Origin of the sequence: Tenacibaculum sp. Ill (genome assembly GCF_051938915.1) — a bacterium.
Lineage (GTDB): Bacteria > Bacteroidota > Bacteroidia > Flavobacteriales > Flavobacteriaceae > Polaribacter > Polaribacter larymnensis.
The window spans coordinates 2956791-2973271 of sequence record NZ_JBPSCW010000002.1 but is presented as its reverse complement, the minus strand read 5'-3'; the positions used below and the strand labels follow the sequence as shown (position 1 = coordinate 2973271).

The following is a 16481-nucleotide window of genomic DNA, read 5'->3' as shown; positions in this document are numbered from 1 at the left end:
ATTCTCTTTTCTCTATGCTCTTTAATCTTACTAGCTAAGGAACTCAAAAATACCAGCAGCACCTTGACCAGTACCTACACACATGGTTACCATTCCGTATTTGTTATTCATGTTACGCTTACGCATTTCATCAAATAACTGAACAGATAGTTTACCTCCAGTACATCCTAATGGGTGACCTAAAGCAATTGCTCCACCATTTACGTTAACGATATCCGGATTTAAACCTAATTCGCGAATAACAGCTAACGATTGTGAAGCAAACGCTTCGTTTAGCTCAATTAATTCAATATCACTTTGTTGTAAACCTGCTTGTTTTAATGCTTTTGGAATAGCTGCTACAGGACCAATTCCCATAATACGAGGTGGTACTCCTGCTGCTGCATAACTTACTAAACGAGCTTCTGGTTGAATACCTAACTCTTTTACCATATCTTCACTCATTACCATTACAAAGGCAGCACCATCACTTGTTTGTGATGAGTTACCAGCGGTAACAGAACCATTAGCTGCAAATACTGGACGTAATTTTGCTAAGGCTTCTACGCTAGTTCCACGACGTGGACCTTCGTCTTTAGTAACTGTGTAATTTCTTGTTGCACGTTTTCCGTTTCCATCAATGTAAGTTTCTTCTACATCAATTGGAGCTATTTGATCTTGAAAATGATCACTATCTAACGCTTTTAAAGCTTTCATGTGCGATTCGTAAGCAAATTGATCTTGGTCTGCACGAGATACATTGTATTGTTGAGCTACTGCTTCAGCAGTATTTCCCATTCCCCAATAGTAATCTTCGTGACCTGCATTTACGATATCGTAGTTTAATTCTGGTTTAAAACCTGTCATTGGTACAGAACTCATACTTTCTGCTCCACCAGCAATAATACACTCTGCCATTCCAGATTGAATTTTTGCTACAGCCATACCAATAGTTTCTAATCCTGATGAACAGAAACGGTTTACGGTAACTCCAGGAACATCTACAGAATCTAATCCGATTAACGAAATAATTCTTGCCATGTTTAATCCTTGAGAACCTTCAGGCATTGCGTTACCAACAATAACATCGTCGATACGCTTTACATCGAATTCTGGCAACTTACCCATCATATATTTGATGGTTTCAGCAGCTAATTCGTCAGCTCTTTTAAATCTGAACACACCTTTTTTAGATTTCCCTACGGCGGTTCTATATCCTTTTACTATATATGCTGTTTTCATATTTTCTTGCTTTTGGCTATTGGCTTTTAGCTATTTGCTAACAGCTAGAGGCTAATAGCATAGTAATTTTAATTACGTAAAGGTTTACCAGTTTTTAACATATGCTGAATACGCTCTAACGTTTTACGTTCTGTAGTTAAACTTAAGAAAGCTTCACGTTCAAGGTCTAATAAATACTGCTCAGTAACTTTTGTTGGTTCTGATAAATCTCCTCCAGCCATTACATAGGCTAGTTTGTTTGCAATTTTCTGATCGTGTTCAGAAATATATTTAGAAGCTTCCATAGAATCTGTTCCTACTAAGAACATACCTAAGGCTTGCTTACCTAATACTAAAACATCTTTACGTTTTGCTGGTTGTGTATAACCTGCTTCTGCTAACAACACAGCGTGTTTTTTAGCTTCTGCTATCTGGCGGTCTTTGTTTACAACCACAACGTCTTTTCCTTTTTGTAGTAAGTTTAAGTCGTATGCTTCATAAGCTGAAGTAGCAACTTTTGCCATACCAATAGTTAAGAAGTGCTCTTGTAATACGTTTAATTGAACATCGCCAGTGTGGAATAAGTCCTGAGCTCTTAAAGCCATTTCTTTAGATCCACCACCACCAGGAATTACTCCAACTCCAAACTCTACTAATCCGATGTAGGTTTCAGCAGCAGCAACTACTTTATCAGCGTGTAATGATAACTCACATCCACCACCTAAGGCCATTCCGTGAGGAGCAGCAATAGTAGGAATTGCAGAGTAACGCATACGCATCATGGTATCTTGGAAATACTTGATAGCCATGTTTAATTCATCGTACTCTTGCTCAACAGCCATCATAAAAATCATTCCAATGTTGGCACCTACTGAGAAGTTTGCAGCTTGGTTACCAATAACTAATCCTTGGAAGTCTTTTTCAGCTAAATCAACTGCTTTATTTAATCCTGCTAAAACATCACCACCAATAGTGTTCATTTTAGACTGGAATTCACAGTTTAAGATTCCATCTCCTAAATCTTCAATAACAACTCCAGAGTTTTTAAATACCTCAGTAGTTTTACGAATGTTATCTAAGATGATAAATGAATCTTGTCCTGGTTTTTTAACTTGTGCTTTTGCAGGTACATCGTAGTAATATGTTGCACCGTCTTTAACTGTATAGAAAGATTTCTCTCCTTTAGCTAACATTTCTGTTACCCAAGCAGCTGGCTCTTTTCCTTCAGCTTTCATTAATTCGATACCTTTTTCAACTCCTACCGCATCCCAAATTTCGAAAGGACCATTTTCCCATCCGAAACCTGCTTTCATAGCATCGTCAATTCTGTATAATTCGTCAGAAATTTCTGGAATTCTATTTTGAACGTACGCAAACATTGCTGCAAAGTTCTTACGGTAGAATTCTCCCGCTTTATCTTTTCCGCCAACTAATACTTTGAATCGGTCAATTGGCTTATCGATTGTTTTTGTTAATTCTAACGTAGCGAATTTTGCTTTTTTAGACGGACGGTATTCCATCGTATCTAAATCTAACGCTAAAATTTCACGTTTTCCTTCAGCATTGGTTGTTTTTTTGTAAAAACCTTGCTTGGTTTTGTTACCTAACCACTTGTTTTCCATCATTGTGTTGATGAAATCTGGTAACTTAAATAAATCGTGAGCTTCGTCGTTAGGACAGTTTTCGTAGATTCCGTTAGCAACGTGTACTAAAGTATCTAACCCAACAACATCAACAGTACGGAAAGTAGCTGATTTTGGTCGTCCAATAACAGGACCAGTTAATTTATCAACTTCTTCAACTGTTAATCCTAATTCTTTTACTTGGTGAAATAACGATTGGATTCCGAAGATACCAATACGGTTACCAATAAATGCTGGTGTATCTTTTGCTAATACTGAAGTTTTTCCTAAGAATTTAGAACCATAATCCATTAAGAAGTCAGTAACTTCTTGTTTACAGTCTGGTCCTGGAACAACTTCAAATAATTTTAAATAACGAGGAGGGTTAAAAAAGTGAGTTACCGCAAAGTGCTTACGAAAATCTTCACTACGTCCTTCGTTCATAAACTTAATTGGAATACCCGAAGTGTTGGTAGAAATAATTGTACCCGGTGTACGGTATTTTTCAACTTGTTCAAAAACACTTTGTTTAATGTCTAAGCGTTCAACAACTACTTCCATAATCCAATCTACATCTTTTACTTTGTGTAAATCGTCTTCAAGGTTTCCAGTAGTAATTCTATCTGCAAATTTTTTATTGTAGATAGGTGATGGTTTCGATTTTAACGAAGCAGTCAAAGCATCATTTACCAAACGGTTACGAACTACTTTGTCTTCTAAGGTTAATCCTTTTGCCTTTTCTTTGTCGTTAAGCTCTCTTGGAACGATGTCCAAAAGCAATACTTCAACGCCAATGTTAGCAAAATGACATGCAATACCTGATCCCATGATACCAGAACCGATAATTGCTACTTTTTTAATTCTTCTTGCCATTTGTTTGTTGGTTTGTTTTATACAGCTTTATTGTCAATATCATCTTCGTATATTAACTTATCTGTAATTAGTTTGTTTATTGTTGTTGTTACTTTAAAAAAGCTATCTAGCTCTTCTTCAGTAATATGTTCTCTTACCTTATTATTGAATTGGTATACGTGTCCTTTTGAAACTTCGCGCATTTCTTTACCGTATTCGGTAAGTTTTAAAATAACGCTTCTACCATCATTTGGATTTTTCTCGCGACATATAACTCCCTTATCTTCCATAGTTTTTAATAAACGAGAAAGACTTGTAGGTTCCATTCCCATTAACGGACCCAATGCAGTTGAAGGGGTGCCGTTTTCAGAATCGATATTCAACAAAGCAAAAGCCGTGGCCATTGTGCTATCGTGCTTTGCAGCTTGCTCGTTGTACATTTTTGCAACGGCTTGCCACGTGGCTCTTAATTGGTGGTCTATTGATTTATCCTTGTCCATGGATGCCAAATATATAAAATTTTATTATGCATGCATAGTATTTTGCAAAAAAGTTATGCATGCATAATAAAATTAACAAAAAATTAATCTTGTAACGTTTGGAGAGAACCGTATACTAATTGAGTATAAAAATATGTAAGTTTGTCACTGCTGTTTTTCAATAAGCGGTAATTAATCAACTATAAAATCTATGAACAATTTATTAGAAATTAACAATGTGGTAAAGCGTTATGGCGATTATACTGCGTTAAATAATGTGTCAATGCACATACCTAAAGGAAGTGTTTTTGGTTTGTTAGGTCCTAATGGCGCAGGAAAAACCTCGCTTATTAGAATTATCAATCAAATTACAATGCCTGATGCAGGTGAAATTATATTAGATGGAGAAAAGTTAGCTCCAAACCATATAGAGCATATAGGTTACTTACCAGAAGAAAGAGGGTTGTATAAGAGTATGAAGGTAGGAGAGCAGGCATTATACCTTGCTCAATTAAAAGGGTTGAGTAAATCGGAAGCTAAAAAACGATTGAAATATTGGTTTGATAAATTTGATATAGGTGCTTGGTGGAATAAAAAGATTGAAGAGTTATCTAAAGGAATGGCACAGAAGGTACAGTTTATAGTAACTGTACTACATCAGCCTAAATTATTGATTTTTGATGAGCCTTTTTCTGGTTTCGATCCTATTAATGCCCAACTAATAGCAAAAGAAATTTTACAGTTGAGAGATGAAGGAGCTACTATTATTTTTTCTACTCATAGAATGGAGTCTGTTGAGGAAATGTGTGATTATATAGCGTTGATTAACAAGTCGAATAAAATTTTAGATGGTAAGCTAGAAGATATTAAAAAGGAGTTTAGAACAAATACTTTTCAGGTTGGATTAGCTACTTCTAATTCAAAAGAAGTGGAGCAAAAGCTAAAAGAAAACTTTGAGGTTTTACCAGCAGATTTTAAATTGTTAAATGAAGGGTTAAAGTTGAATGTAAAACTTACTAACGGAAGCTCTCCAAACGATTTACTATCGTATTTAACCAACCAAGGTCAAGTACAGCATTTTGTAGAGTTAGTGCCAAGTGCTAATGATATTTTTATTCAAGCAATCCATAAAAACAGTTAAGCAATGAAAAGATTACGATTAATTATAGAACGCGAGTTTATTGCTAAGGTTAGAAATAAGTCGTTTATCGTTATGACTTTTTTAAGTCCACTGTTAATGATTGGTATGGGGGCTTTAGTATTTTTCTTAATGAAGAAGAACGATGAAAAGGTTAAGAAGATAGTATATGTTGATGAGTCTGGAATGTTCTCTAAAGATGTTTTTAAAGATTCAAAAACAGTAAAGTACGAGGACTTTACTTCTTTAGGAATAGAAGATTCTAAAAAGAAAGTTGAAGAAGGTGATTATTACGGAGCTTTATATATACCAAAACAAGATAGTTTAGAAGTGTTGGCAAAATCGATTGAGTTTTTCTCAAAAGATTCACCAAGTATGTCTATCATGGAAAGTTTAGAAGATAAAATTGATAAGGAGTTACGTCATAAAAAACTAACAAGCTTTGGAATTGATATTGCACACATTGAAGAATCAAAAATAGCTTCAGAAATAAAAATGTTGAACTTCTCTGGTGAGAAATCATCAAAGTTAATTAATGGATTGAAGATAGGAGTGGGAGCTATTGCAGGATATTTGTTAATGATGTTTGTAATGATTTATGGTACATCGGTAATGCGTAGTGTAATTGAAGAAAAAACAAGTAGAATTATTGAAGTAATTGTTTCTTCAGTAAAACCTTTCCAATTAATGTTAGGAAAGATTATTGGAAATGCATCAGCTGGATTATTACAATTCTTTATTTGGGGAATTTTGTTTTTAGTGTTTAGCCTAGTAGCATCTTCTTTCTTTGGAGTTGATATGATGGAAATGCAATCAGCAAAAGTATCACCAGAACAAATGGAAGCTATTCAGCAAACAGCAACCAATAAAGGTGAAATGATTGTGCAAGAAATTTTCAGATTGCCTTTAGTAAAAATGTTCTTCTTATTCATTTTCTACTTCTTAGGAGGATATATGTTGTATAGTTCTTTGTTTGCAGCGGTAGGAGCAGCAGTGGATAACGAAACGGATACGCAACAATTTATGATGCCTATTATGTTACCGTTAATTTTAGCAGTATATGTAGGTTTTGCAACGGTAATTAATGATCCTCATGGTCCGGTTTCAGTAATATTCTCATATATACCATTTACGTCACCAATCGTTATGTTAATGAGAATTCCATTTGGAGTAGCTTGGTGGGAAATAGCTATTTCTATGTTGCTATTAATTCTTACTTTTATGGTGATTGTATGGATTGCTGCAAAAATTTATCGCGTGGGTATTTTAATGTACGGTAAAAAGCCAACCTACAAAGACTTATGGAAGTGGATTCGTTATAATGGATAATTAAATCTTTAAGTTAACTTAATAAATATTATTCTAAAGAGTTTAATAGTGAAACGAATCTGATGAATAAAAACAATAAGAACTAGTAGATGAAAGAATTAATAAAAGAAGTAACCGATTTTCTAAACCTTAGAATCCCAGTAGGAGGGAAAGAAATAGATATTACAATAAAGACAGTTTTGTTCTTGATACTTGGTTTAATTCTTGTGAAAATTTTACTGAAGTACTTAAAAAAACTAGCTAAAAGTAAACTGGAACAAGAGGACAAGAATAAGTTTGATACTATTTTCTCTTTTACCAGCTGGTTAGCTTATGTAGTTGTCTTTTCAATAGCTTTAAGTTCAGCAGGAGTTAATTTGAGTGCAATTTTAGTAGCGTCTTCAGCTTTATTAATTGGTATTGGTTTAGCATTACAGACTTTTTTTCAAGACATAATTTCTGGAATTTTTATTATTCTTGATAAAAGTGTTCATGTTGGTGATATTATTGAGTTAGATGATAAAGTTGGTAGAGTAGAGGAAATAAAACTAAGAACCACTAGAGCTGTTACTATTGATAACAAAGTATTGGTAATACCTAATCATAAATATTTATCTAATAGCTTATATAACTGGACACAGAACGGTACAACAACAAGAGAAAGTGTAACGGTAGGTGTAGCATATGGAAGTGATGTAGCTTTGGTGAAAAAATTGTTAATGCAAGCGGCTAACGAACATTCAAAGGTGTATCAACATCCTGCTCCGTTAGTGCTTTTTGAAAATTTTGGAGATAGCTCTTTAAACTTTAAATTGATTTTTACATTAAACGATAGTTTTCAAGCAGCTATACCTAAAAGTGACATACGATTTAGAATAGACGAACTGTTTAGAGAACATAATATTAGTATTCCTTTTCCTCAAAGAGATATACATATTATTAAAGAGTAAAGACGAAAAGAAAAAAGAATTAAGACGGTGGGAAAACATAATTTTAAAAAACTTAAAATTTGGGTTTATTCAATGAAGCTTTGTGATAAGGTTTTTAAGATTACAAAAGAGTTTCCAAAAGAAGAAGTATATTCTTTAACATCTCAGATAAATAGATCAGTAATTTCTATCCCGTCGAATATTGCAGAAGGGTCAAGTAGAAGTTCAAATAAAGAGTTTAAAAGATTTTTAGAAATTGCACTTGGCTCGCTTTTTGAATTGCAAACACAAATAGTTCTTTCTTATTATAAAGAATATATCAATAAAGTAACGTTAATAGGTTTAGAAGACGAAATAGAAGAGCTTCAAAAAATGATTTCGGGGTTTAAGAATTCATTAAACTAGTCTTTTTTCTTTTGGTCTTGCATCTAAAAGTCTAAAATATGAGTAAAATATTAATAATAGAAGATGAAGCTGCAATTCGCAGAGTATTAAAAAAAATTATTTCTGAAGAGAATGATTCCTATGAAGTAGAAGAAGCTGAAGATGGTTTACAAGGAATTGAAATGATAAAGAAAACTGATTATGATTTAGTTTTATGTGATATTAAGATGCCTAAAATGGATGGTGTTGAGGTATTGGAAAAAGCCAGAAAATTAAAACCAGAAATACCTATGGTAATGATTTCTGGTCATGGAGATTTAGATACGGCAGTAAACACTATGCGTTTAGGAGCCTTTGATTATATTTCTAAACCGCCAGATTTAAATCGTTTACTTAACACAGTAAGAAACGCTTTAGATAAAAAGGAGTTGGTAGTAGAAAATAAGCGTTTGAAAAAGAAGGTGAGTAAGAATTATGAAATGATTGGAGAAAGTGATGCCATTACTCATATTAAAGATATTATTGAAAAAGTATCTGCTACAGATGCTAGAGTTTTAATTACTGGCCCTAATGGAACAGGAAAAGAATTAGTAGCACATTGGTTACACGAAAAATCTGAACGATCTAAGGCTTCAATGGTTGAGGTGAATTGTGCAGCTATTCCTTCTGAGTTAATAGAAAGTGAACTTTTTGGACATGTAAAAGGAAGTTTTACAGGGGCTAATAAAGATAGAGCAGGGAAGTTTGAAGCAGCAAATGGAGGAACTATTTTCTTAGATGAAATAGGAGATATGAGTTTGTCGGCACAAGCAAAAGTATTACGAGCATTACAAGAAAACCGTATTCAAAGAGTAGGGTCTGATAAAGATATAAAAGTAAATGTACGTGTAGTTGCTGCAACAAATAAAGATTTAAAGAAGGAGATTGAAGAAGGACGTTTCCGTGAAGATTTATATCACCGTTTAGCAGTGATTTTAATTAAAGTTCCTGCGTTAAACGATAGAAGAGAAGATATCCCGTTATTAGTAGATTTTTTCGCGAAGAAAATTTCTGAAGAACAAGGAATGTCAAAGAAAGGCTTCTCAGAAGATGCTATTAAGTTATTACAAGAATATGATTGGACAGGGAATATTCGTGAGTTACGAAATGTAGTTGAACGATTACTTATTTTAGGAGAAAAAGAAGTTTCTAAAAATGACGTGAAACTATTTGCGAGTAAATAACATTACTAGATAATAAATAAAAAAGAAGAGCATTTTGCTCTTCTTTTTTTATGATTTAGTTTTTAGATTATGCTAAATCATACCTGTCAGCATTCATTACTTTAGTCCAAGCGGCTACAAAATCTTTTACAAATTTTTCTTTGTTATCATCTTGTGCATATACTTCAGCATACGAACGTAAAATTGAATTTGAACCAAATATTAAATCAGCTCTTGTAGCAGTCCATTTAGTATTTCCGGTTTTACGGTCAACAATATTGTATAAGTTTTCCCCTGCAGGCTTCCATGAGTATTTCATATCAGTAAGGTTTACAAAGAAGTCATTACTCAATACGCCTTCATTATCTGTAAATACACCATGTTTGGTACCTCCATGGTTGGTTCCTAGTACACGCATTCCTCCAACTAAAACAGTCATTTCTGGAGCGGTTAAACCCATAAGCTGTGTTCTATCTAATAATAACTCTTCAGGTTTTACTACATAATCTTTCTTTTGCCAGTTTCTGTACCCGTCGTGTAAAGGCTCTAAAACATCAAAAGATTCAGCATCTGTCATTTCAGCGGTTGCATCACCTCTTCCAGAAGTAAAAGGAACCTTAATGTTGACACCACCTTCTTGAGCAGCTTTTTCAACAGCAGCACTACCTCCTAAAACAATTAAATCAGCAATACTTACTTTTTTACTTAGCTCTGATTGAATCTCAGTAAGCTTATCTAGTACCTTCTTTAATCTTGCTGGTTCGTTTCCTTCCCAGTCTTTTTGAGGAGCTAAACGAATACGAGCTCCATTAGCACCACCTCTAAAGTCGGATCCTCTATAAGTTCTAGCGCTATCCCAAGCAGTATTTATAAGTTCAGTACGAGAAAGTCCACTATTTAATAGTTTTTCTTTCAATTCTTCAATTTCACTGTCATTTAAAGTATAGTCAACAGTAGGAACAGGATCTTGCCAGATAAGTGTTTCTGCTGGAGCATCAGCACCTAAATAACGTGTATTAGGTCCTAAATCACGATGTGTTAATTTAAACCAAGCACGAGCAAATGTATCAGCAAAATACTCAGGGTCTTTATAGAATTTTTCAGATATTTTTCTGTATTCAGGATCCATTTTCATCGCCATATCCGCATCAGTCATGATAGGGTTTCTTTTGATGTTCGGGTTGTGAGCATCTACAGGCTTGTCAGCTTCATCCATACTAACAGGCTCCCATTGCCACGCTCCTGCAGGACTCTTTTTTGATTCCCATTCATGATTCAGTAATAAATGGAAGTATGTGTTATTCCATCTATCAGGTGTTGTTGTCCACGCACCTTCTAAACCACTAGTTACTGTATGTTCAGCATTTCCATTTCCTTTAGGATTCATCCAACCAAAACCTTGGTTGTGAATTTCTGCCCCTTCAGGACTTTGACCTAAAGCATCAGCATCACCGTTACCGTGAGCCTTTCCTACGGTATGTCCACCAGCAGTTAAAGCAACAGTTTCTTCATCGTTCATTGCCATTCGCTTAAAAGTCTCTCTAACATCTTGTGCAGTTCTTAACGGATCAGGTTTTCCGTCTACACCTTCAGGGTTTACATAAATTAATCCCATTTGAACGGCAGCAAGAGGGTTTTCAAGTGACTCACGGTCATTGTCACTTCCGTATCTATTTTTGGTAGGAGCCAACCATTCTTTTTCAGTACCCCAATAAATATCTTTTTCAGGGTGCCAAATATCTTCGCGTCCTCCTGCAAAACCAAATGTTTTGAATCCCATAGACTCATAAGCCATATTACCTGCTAAAATAATAAGGTCTGCCCAAGATAGTTTATTTCCGTATTTTTTCTTGATAGGCCATAATAGTCGTCTAGCTTTGTCTAAGTTACCATTATCTGGCCAGCTATTTAATGGAGCGAAACGTTGGTTTCCTGTATTACTACCACCTCTACCGTCTGCAACTCTATAAGTACCTGCAGCATGCCATGCCATACGAATCATTAAACCACCATAATGTCCCCAGTCGGCAGGCCACCAATCTTGGCTATCAGTCATTAAGTCTTTTAGGTCGTTTTTAACAGCTTCTAAATCTAATTTTTTAAATTCTTCAGCATAATTAAAACTTTCTCCTAAAGGATTGGTTTTAGTGTCGTGTTGATGTAGGATGTCTAAATTCAATGATTTAGGCCACCATCCCATAACGTTGTCATGTATTTCAGTATTAGCGCCTTGAGAAAAAGGACACTTTCCATTTTTACTAGAAGAGTGTGAGTGTAAATCTTTCATATTTATATTTTTTTTCAGGTTAGAATACGTTCAAATTTACAATAAAACCATGGATAATTTTTATCTATATTTTTTATTTTGGTATAATATATTTTTATTCTGTGTTTTTTTTGTTCTGTAAGTTGTTGGCTTTTAAAACGGTATTTGCTTTATTGATTTTGTTGGTTAGGAAGTATTGATAATTCTTATAATGTAATAAAAAAATATTTTTAGATTCACTCTTTTAATGATAAGAAACGAAATACATTTGTGCTCGTAAAAAATTATTAATCAATAAAAAATTATAAAATGGCTACAGCAGTAGGAAAAAAATTCCCAAGTTTAAACGTAGATGCAATGAATGAAATGGGTGATACGTTTAAATTAAATGTATTAGAAGAAGCAGTTAAAAACAAGAAAAAAGTGTTGTTATTTTGGTATCCGAAAGACTTTACTTTCGTTTGTCCAACTGAGTTACACGCTTTTCAAGCTGCATTACCAGAATTTGAAAAAAGAAATACTATTGTAATTGGAGCTTCTTGTGATACTCCTGAAGTACACTTTGCTTGGTTAAGCCAATCAAAAGACAACGGAGGTATTGAAGGTATTACTTATCCATTATTAGCTGACAGTAATCGTAATTTGTCATCTATTTTAGGTATCTTAGACATCTCTAACGAAACTTACGATGAAGCTACAGGAACTGTACAAGTTGAAGGTGATAACGTAACGTATAGAGCTACATATTTAATTGATGAAGAAGGAACTGTATTCCATGAAGGAATCAACCACATGCCAGTTGGTCGTAACGTAAACGAATATTTACGTTTAGTTGATGCTTACACTCACGTACAAGAAAAAGGTGAGGTTTGTCCAGCAAACTGGGAAGAAGGTAAAGAAGCAATGCAAGCAAATGCTAAAGCTACTGCAGAGTACTTAGCAGCAATCTAAAATATAATTTAAGAAAGGAAACAAGTTCGTGTGAGATAAGTGAAGGGGTCGAGCACGAGCTCCTTTCGAAATTGATAATATTAAGAAACTATGGTACAAGAATTGAGTCAAGACAATTTATCAGAGGTTGTTGCAGGTAATAAAAAAGTAGTAGTACAGTTTTCAGCTACTTGGTGTGGTAACTGTCGTATTATGAAGCCAAAATTTAAAAAATTATCTTCTGAAAATGAAGATATGGTTTTTGTAATTGCTGACGCAGAGAAGTTTCCTGAAAGTAGAAAACTTGCAGATGTAAGTAACTTACCTACTTTTGCTACTTTTATTGATGGTAAATTTGTAAATCAAACTCAAACTAACAAGTTTGATGTGTTGAAAGATTTAGTAAACGAAGTAGCTTAATTATGAAATTACCTGTAATTAAACACTTAACTTCATTTATTGAAGAAAACGATCAAGACTACGTACTAGAAACTATTGAAACCCTTGAAGCTTTAACTGAGGTTCCATCGTTAAAAGACGAAGAATTAGACGTAATAGGAGAGTTGATCTCTAATATGTACGGAGCAATTGAAGTTGATAAAATGATAAAAGACGGAACACCTAAAAAAGAAGCGTTAAATAACTTTATGAAACGCGTTTTAGGTTCAATTGACCAATAGTTTTTAGAAAGACATTTTATAGAATCCCAGTTAACAGTTAACTGGGGTTTTTTATTTTTAAGAGTGATTAAATTTTGTTGGAAAATTTGAAGCTAAAATACTTTTTAGTTTATCTGAAGTTAAAGGTTTTGATTGAAACTCATTTATTTGATTAATAGATTTAGCTTTTTCTCTGTCATTAGGATCTAAAGATGTAGTAAGCATAATAACAATCTTTTTAGCTTGTCGATTTTTATCAAACTTTTTATACTCTTCCAAGAAATCCCACCCATTCATTTTAGGCATATTAATATCTAAAAAGATAAGTTCTGGATGAGGGGAGTTGTCTTCAATTTTAGATTTTAAATATATAAGAGCTTCTTCAGCACTTTGTTTACATACAACATGTTCAGTACAGTTTTCTTTTTCTATAATTAACTTATGAAGAAAGTTGGTTGCAGGATCGTCATCGATTAATAAAATAGTGTGTAGTTTTTTCATAATTATTGGTTTGGTATTGTAAAGAAAAAGGTACTACCTTTTCCTAGTTTAGACTTAACTCCGATTTCTCCTCCATGCATTCCTACTATCTTATGGCAATGTGCAAGACCAATTCCGGTACCTTCATATTCATTTTCTGAATGTAGGCGTTGAAAGATTGAAAAAATCTTTTTTTGAAATTGCTCAGGTATTCCAATACCATTGTCTTTTACATAGAATTTCCATGCATGGTCTTTCTTTTTTGCTCTAATTGAAACTTCAGGAGGAATATCTTTTTTAGAAAATTTTATAGCATTACTAATAAGGTTCTGAAATAATAACCTAAGTTCTGTTGGATAAGCGTCAATAATGGGTAAATCACTATATTCTACAGTTGCTTTGTTTTGTTTAATGCTACTGTTTAAGTCTTCTATAATATCACTAACCAGAAGATTACAGTTTACTTTAGATATTTCTCTTTGACGACCTAACCTAGAGTAATCTAATAGGTTTTTAATTAAACTACTCATTCTACTAGTAGCTTTCTTTATAAAAAGAAAAAGTTGTTTAGCATTGTCGTCTAATTGATCGTTATATTCTTCATAAAGTATGTCAGAAAAAGCAGCAATAGTTCTTAAAGGCTCCTGTAAATCGTGAGAAGTAATATAGCTAAATTGCTCTAACTCTTGATTTTTTTGCTCTAAGGTTTTTACATATTTAGAAGCAAGTAATTCTTCAGCTTCTTTACGCTTTGTAATATCTAATTGAATAGCCATATACTCTCTAATATAGTCAGTTCTTTTCTTCAAAGGAACAATGGCAGTTTCTGTCCAATACAACGAACCGTCTTTAGCTCTATTTTTTACTTCTCCAAACCATGGTTTTCCTGAGGACACTGTTAACCAAGCTTCTGTAAAAAATGAGTCTGGATGGTAATCTGAACGAACAATTTCATTTGTGTGCCCTAGGATTTCTTCTCTAGAATATTTAGAAATTTCACAAAACTTATCGTTTACATATTTAATAAATGTGTTTTCATCTGTAATAGCAACAATAGCTATTTTATCTAAAGCTTCTTTAAACTGTAATAATTCTGAGTTTTTATGAATTAGACTCTTTTCTAATACTCTTCTTAGATAGTCAGATTTATTTAACCCTATAGATATAATGTAGGTGTATAAAAAACCAGAAAGAATAAGTACTAAAGTGTATACAATGATACCAGACTGTGCCCCAATAATATTTTCATTTATTAAGGTTAACATTAAAAAGCTCAAGAAAAAAGGAATAAGAATAATAAAAGGTAGTAGTCTTTGAAGAGATTTGCTACCATCGCTGTTTCCTAAAATAGTTTCTTTAAACCCAATGTTATACGATTTAAATACTAATAAGAATGAAATAAAAATAAAAGATACTGCTGTTTGGATAGACATGGTTCTGAAGAAACCAATTTTTGATTCCATCGGGATTCCTAAAATAAAATAAAGGATACTAATTAACGAAACAACAGAGGTTACAAGGGCAACATGTTGAGTAGTTGCTATATAAGCTCTATTGGTTGATTTTAGACCTGTAAGTCCAATAGAAAAGAAAATAAAACATACTGCTGTAGCTTCAGACATTCTTCCTGGGTTAACTGCTGTAAAAGTATCTTTTACGAATAGGTTGTCTATATGTAAGTTAATCCTAAAAATATATTCTATAAGAGTTAAAGTGCTAATAAATAGTATGGTGTATGTTAGAATAAAGAAAGGTTTTCTGTATTCGCGTTGTTTTATTCTACAAATAATTAAACTTATTATAGATAGAAAAAATAATAAGGCAGTATTAAACTTAGTTGTAGCCCCGTTTTTATTAATTGTAAATACGAGTTGTTTATGAAAAAACCACTCGAGCATAGTCAAAAGACTAAAAAATAAAACTAAATATGTGAACAAGTAACTTATGTACTTAAGTTTTTGAGATTTCATATAGTGAGGGACTCTGTAAGTAGGTTAATTATTGTTTTTAGAAAAGCAAGATAGCATTCTCTCATACTCAATAATGCTTTCGTGATAATTATCTATAACTGAATTTATAAGCAGTTTTATTCGTTTAATATCTTTTGATTGTGAGCTTAATTCTTCAATTTCAATAAGCAAATTTTTAGATTTTAGCCCCATAATGGTAAAGGAAGACTTTAAAAAATGAGCAACTTCTTTAATTAAAGTAAAATCTTCTTCATCACTAGCTTTTTTTAGAGTAGCAATTTTCTTTTTACTTTCTGTTAAGAAGACAGAAATCATTTCAACATACAAGTCAATATCATCAGAAAGATTCCTATTTAGAAAATCTAAATCAACAATTTCGCTATGAAAACAATTGTTTTTTAACATGGGGGACAGTTTTTTAAACACAGTTTTATTAAAGATAATTAAGTAGTTAAACTAGCATATTTTTGTTATATTTGAGTATTAAGTGTGATTTTTCTATAAAATTAGTAAAAAAAGTATGTAAATAATAATTTAATGAGCAAGGAAAAGAAAATTGTTATAGCTGAGGACAACTCAGTGTTTTTATTATTAATTAAATTGAAATTAGAAAAGGAAGGTTATGAGTTGTTTGTTGCTGAAGATGGAAAAAAGGCAATTGAACTCATAGAAGCTCATCAACCTGATTTGATTTTAACAGATATAATGATGGATTACCTTTCTGGTTTGGAAGTTATAAGTCATGTTAGAAATGTATTAAAAATGGATGTCCCTATTCTTGTTTTTTCGGCTTCAGGTCAAGAAGAAATGGTAACGCAAGCGTTTAATTTAGGTGCTAATGATTTTATGGTAAAACCATTAATGCCTAATGAGTTAGTGATAAGGGTAAAAAGAATGCTTATGTAAAATAAACTTATCCCTCAACTTTATGGTCCCCCCTCAATTTATCGATTCTTTTTTAAAAGACCTTCCGTCTATTGCCAAAATAATCTGGATACTTGCTATAGTCTTCTTTTTTATTTTACTAAGTCTTGTCCTATTTTTAAAAGTGGTAAGATTTCG

Annotated in this window: 16 protein-coding genes; 9 read left to right on the top strand and 7 right to left on the bottom strand. The window is 33.0% G+C overall.

Annotated elements, in window-relative coordinates:
• Positions 1-30: 30 nt before the first annotated feature.
• From ACTPNM_RS14015 to ACTPNM_RS14005, 3 genes are all read right to left on the bottom strand, one after another.
• The gene (locus ACTPNM_RS14015) at positions 31-1221 is read right to left on the bottom strand and encodes an acetyl-CoA C-acyltransferase (protein WP_440122415.1); all 1191 of its coding nucleotides are present in this window, start codon (positions 1219-1221) and stop codon (positions 31-33) included.
• A gap of 68 nt (positions 1222-1289) precedes the next feature.
• On the bottom strand, positions 1290-3695 hold the full coding sequence (locus ACTPNM_RS14010) for a 3-hydroxyacyl-CoA dehydrogenase/enoyl-CoA hydratase family protein (RefSeq protein WP_099214019.1): 2406 nt from the start codon (positions 3693-3695) through the stop codon (positions 1290-1292).
• Between the two features lie 17 nt (positions 3696-3712).
• Positions 3713-4174 (bottom strand): MarR family winged helix-turn-helix transcriptional regulator, encoded by a 462-nt coding sequence (locus ACTPNM_RS14005; protein ID WP_121148237.1) that lies wholly within the window; start codon positions 4172-4174, stop codon positions 3713-3715.
• A gap of 190 nt (positions 4175-4364) precedes the next feature.
• On the opposite strand from ACTPNM_RS14005, the gene ACTPNM_RS14000 reads away from it, so the two are divergent.
• From ACTPNM_RS14000 to ACTPNM_RS13980, 5 genes are all read left to right on the top strand, one after another.
• Positions 4365-5294, top strand: coding sequence for an ABC transporter ATP-binding protein (locus ACTPNM_RS14000; protein WP_028892832.1), 930 nt, complete (start codon positions 4365-4367; stop codon positions 5292-5294).
• A gap of 3 nt (positions 5295-5297) precedes the next feature.
• Positions 5298-6620, top strand: coding sequence for an ABC transporter permease (locus ACTPNM_RS13995; RefSeq protein ID WP_440122414.1), 1323 nt, complete (start codon positions 5298-5300; stop codon positions 6618-6620).
• An 89-nt stretch (positions 6621-6709) separates the two neighbouring features.
• Positions 6710-7549: a mechanosensitive ion channel family protein gene (locus ACTPNM_RS13990; RefSeq protein WP_274640387.1), complete on the top strand. Its 840-nt coding sequence runs from the start codon at positions 6710-6712 to the stop codon at positions 7547-7549.
• Between the two features lie 72 nt (positions 7550-7621).
• The gene (locus ACTPNM_RS13985) at positions 7622-7933 is read left to right on the top strand and encodes a four helix bundle protein (RefSeq protein ID WP_415269512.1); all 312 of its coding nucleotides are present in this window, start codon (positions 7622-7624) and stop codon (positions 7931-7933) included.
• 38 nt (positions 7934-7971) lie between these two features.
• Positions 7972-9135, top strand: coding sequence for a sigma-54-dependent transcriptional regulator (locus ACTPNM_RS13980; RefSeq protein ID WP_440122412.1), 1164 nt, complete (start codon positions 7972-7974; stop codon positions 9133-9135).
• A gap of 67 nt (positions 9136-9202) precedes the next feature.
• On the opposite strand, the gene katG is transcribed toward ACTPNM_RS13980, so the two are convergent.
• Positions 9203-11401, bottom strand: coding sequence for a catalase/peroxidase HPI (katG, locus tag ACTPNM_RS13975; RefSeq protein WP_440122411.1), 2199 nt, complete (start codon positions 11399-11401; stop codon positions 9203-9205).
• A gap of 288 nt (positions 11402-11689) precedes the next feature.
• Here katG and ACTPNM_RS13970 point away from each other — a divergent pair, with 288 nt between their 5' ends.
• The 3 genes from ACTPNM_RS13970 (at position 11690) to ACTPNM_RS13960 (ending at position 12990) form a co-directional block, all read left to right on the top strand.
• Positions 11690-12331 carry a peroxiredoxin gene (locus tag ACTPNM_RS13970; RefSeq protein WP_121148250.1) on the top strand — a complete coding sequence of 214 codons (642 nt, stop codon included), beginning with the start codon at positions 11690-11692 and terminating at the stop codon, positions 12329-12331.
• Positions 12332-12421: 90 nt separating this feature from the next.
• Complete coding sequence (locus ACTPNM_RS13965) at positions 12422-12730, top strand: thioredoxin family protein (RefSeq protein ID WP_099214027.1); 309 nt, start codon at positions 12422-12424, stop codon at positions 12728-12730.
• A 2-nt stretch (positions 12731-12732) separates the two neighbouring features.
• Positions 12733-12990 (top strand): DUF6952 family protein, encoded by a 258-nt coding sequence (locus tag ACTPNM_RS13960; protein WP_028892839.1) that lies wholly within the window; start codon positions 12733-12735, stop codon positions 12988-12990.
• Positions 12991-13047: 57 nt separating this feature from the next.
• Here the strand turns inward: ACTPNM_RS13960 and ACTPNM_RS13955 are convergent, their stop codons facing one another.
• The 3 genes from ACTPNM_RS13955 to ACTPNM_RS13945 all read right to left on the bottom strand — a co-directional run bounded on the left by ACTPNM_RS13955 (position 13048) and on the right by ACTPNM_RS13945 (position 15824).
• Positions 13048-13470 (bottom strand): response regulator, encoded by a 423-nt coding sequence (locus ACTPNM_RS13955; RefSeq protein WP_440122409.1) that lies wholly within the window; start codon positions 13468-13470, stop codon positions 13048-13050.
• 2 nt (positions 13471-13472) lie between these two features.
• Positions 13473-15347, bottom strand: coding sequence for a sensor histidine kinase (locus ACTPNM_RS13950; protein WP_440122407.1), 1875 nt, complete (start codon positions 15345-15347; stop codon positions 13473-13475).
• 96 nt (positions 15348-15443) lie between these two features.
• Complete coding sequence (locus ACTPNM_RS13945) at positions 15444-15824, bottom strand: Hpt domain-containing protein (RefSeq protein WP_274640382.1); 381 nt, start codon at positions 15822-15824, stop codon at positions 15444-15446.
• A 132-nt stretch (positions 15825-15956) separates the two neighbouring features.
• On the opposite strand from ACTPNM_RS13945, the gene ACTPNM_RS13940 reads away from it, so the two are divergent.
• Positions 15957-16325 (top strand): response regulator, encoded by a 369-nt coding sequence (locus ACTPNM_RS13940; protein WP_274640381.1) that lies wholly within the window; start codon positions 15957-15959, stop codon positions 16323-16325.
• The last annotated feature ends 156 nt before the right edge of the window (positions 16326-16481 follow it).

What these genes read in the sequence shown, in the direction of transcription:
- ACTPNM_RS14010 (WP_099214019.1), bottom strand. Translation starts at nt 3,695, where the DNA reads ATGGCAAGAAGAATTAAAAAAGTAGCAATTATCGGTTCTGGTATCATG.
- ACTPNM_RS13960 (WP_028892839.1), top strand. Translation starts at nt 12,733, where the DNA reads ATGAAATTACCTGTAATTAAACACTTAACTTCATTTATTGAAGAAAAC.
- ACTPNM_RS13955 (WP_440122409.1), bottom strand. Translation starts at nt 13,470, where the DNA reads ATGAAAAAACTACACACTATTTTATTAATCGATGACGATCCTGCAACC.
- ACTPNM_RS13945 (WP_274640382.1), bottom strand. Translation starts at nt 15,824, where the DNA reads ATGTTAAAAAACAATTGTTTTCATAGCGAAATTGTTGATTTAGATTTT.
- ACTPNM_RS13995 (WP_440122414.1), top strand. Translation starts at nt 5,298, where the DNA reads ATGAAAAGATTACGATTAATTATAGAACGCGAGTTTATTGCTAAGGTT.
- ACTPNM_RS13980 (WP_440122412.1), top strand. Translation starts at nt 7,972, where the DNA reads ATGAGTAAAATATTAATAATAGAAGATGAAGCTGCAATTCGCAGAGTA.
- ACTPNM_RS14015 (WP_440122415.1), bottom strand. Translation starts at nt 1,221, where the DNA reads ATGAAAACAGCATATATAGTAAAAGGATATAGAACCGCCGTAGGGAAA.
- ACTPNM_RS13965 (WP_099214027.1), top strand. Translation starts at nt 12,422, where the DNA reads ATGGTACAAGAATTGAGTCAAGACAATTTATCAGAGGTTGTTGCAGGT.
- ACTPNM_RS13970 (WP_121148250.1), top strand. Translation starts at nt 11,690, where the DNA reads ATGGCTACAGCAGTAGGAAAAAAATTCCCAAGTTTAAACGTAGATGCA.
- ACTPNM_RS13940 (WP_274640381.1), top strand. Translation starts at nt 15,957, where the DNA reads ATGAGCAAGGAAAAGAAAATTGTTATAGCTGAGGACAACTCAGTGTTT.
- ACTPNM_RS13950 (WP_440122407.1), bottom strand. Translation starts at nt 15,347, where the DNA reads ATGCTCGAGTGGTTTTTTCATAAACAACTCGTATTTACAATTAATAAA.
- ACTPNM_RS13990 (WP_274640387.1), top strand. Translation starts at nt 6,710, where the DNA reads ATGAAAGAATTAATAAAAGAAGTAACCGATTTTCTAAACCTTAGAATC.
- ACTPNM_RS14005 (WP_121148237.1), bottom strand. Translation starts at nt 4,174, where the DNA reads ATGGACAAGGATAAATCAATAGACCACCAATTAAGAGCCACGTGGCAA.
- katG (WP_440122411.1), bottom strand. Translation starts at nt 11,401, where the DNA reads ATGAAAGATTTACACTCACACTCTTCTAGTAAAAATGGAAAGTGTCCT.
- ACTPNM_RS13985 (WP_415269512.1), top strand. Translation starts at nt 7,622, where the DNA reads ATGAAGCTTTGTGATAAGGTTTTTAAGATTACAAAAGAGTTTCCAAAA.
- ACTPNM_RS14000 (WP_028892832.1), top strand. Translation starts at nt 4,365, where the DNA reads ATGAACAATTTATTAGAAATTAACAATGTGGTAAAGCGTTATGGCGAT.